We start from the raw sequence: 1114 nt of genomic DNA on the forward strand, positions 1-1114 counted from the left end.
AGCGTAAGCCAGCTGCTCGGAGGGAATTCAAATGAAAAAGCTATTTTCATGGGTGAGGGACACTTTCAATGTTGAAACAGATTCTGCGCCGGAGATGAGGGGCGCTGAGGACGACTATGTTGAACTGGACACCCTGCAGTCAGAGGATGCAAAGTCAAAGGTAATTGTAAGGCCGTATGTTCTTGAGGATTTTTCCAACATAAAGGAAATCCTTGATACACTCAGGGAAGGATACACAATTGCGCTTGTCAATATCAAGCCGCTCAAAGACAAGGACCTGGTTGAGCTGAAGAGAAGCATCAACAAGCTGAAGAAGACATGCGACGCGATCAAGGGCGACATCGCAGGATTCGGCGACGACTACATTGTTGTCACGCCCTCTTTCGCCAGGATTTACAGGTCAAAGCATTCCGAGGAAAGCAGCGTTGTTGAAGAGCAGTAAGCGTTATTTTTTATTTATTGAATTTTATCTATCAAATTTATTAATTATTTAGTTTTTCTGAATGGCTGCCCTGCATTTTTTATGGATTAATATCTGCGCCACATTCACAACCGGCTTCCATGAAAATCTCGCCTTCGGCTCGATAGAGTCACTCCGCTTCGCTCCGTTCGTTACTTTGCTTCGCAAAGTTTTGGCGTCGGCTCGCGTGTACCTGGTTTTTGTTTTGAGCTGACATCCCCGCAACGGTTTCGCCCGTTGACAACGACTTTATATTGGGGGCGTAAAGCCCCCAACTTCAATCACATTTAAGCGTTCAACTCCTCGCGGCTAAAATGAAATTTTAGCCACTGTTTTTTGGTCAAGCTTTTTGCAAAAAGGTTGAGGGACATCCCCCTGTCAGCTTGGCTGCTGCTCAATATAACGCTCGCAAAATTGACGCCAAAACTTAAATTCGGGACAGAGCCTTCACAACCATAAAAAATATAAAGCCTTATTTTTACAAATTTAACATGGAAACAGGTATAAAGAAGACAGGGGAAAAACAGGAAGAGGAGGCTCTGCTTGCCGGGCAGGACTGCCCAATGTGCCATGAAAAGACGCTCATTCTTACTGAAAGCGAGACTGAAGTGCCATATTTTGGAAAGCTGTTCATCTTTTCAATGACCTGCGGCA

1 protein-coding gene is annotated in these 1114 nt (G+C 44.8%); it reads left to right on the top strand.

The annotated features are described in order from the left end of the window. Nucleotides 1-31: 31 nt before the first annotated feature. A complete protein-coding gene (locus tag FJZ26_06245) occupies nucleotides 32-442 on the top strand; it encodes a cell division protein SepF (GenBank protein ID MBM3230006.1) in 411 nt (136 codons plus the stop codon). The last annotated feature ends 672 nt before the right edge of the window (nucleotides 443-1114 follow it).

Source organism: Candidatus Parvarchaeota archaeon, assembly GCA_016866895.1.
In the GTDB taxonomy this organism is placed as follows: Archaea; Micrarchaeota; Micrarchaeia; order Anstonellales; family VGKX01; genus VGKX01.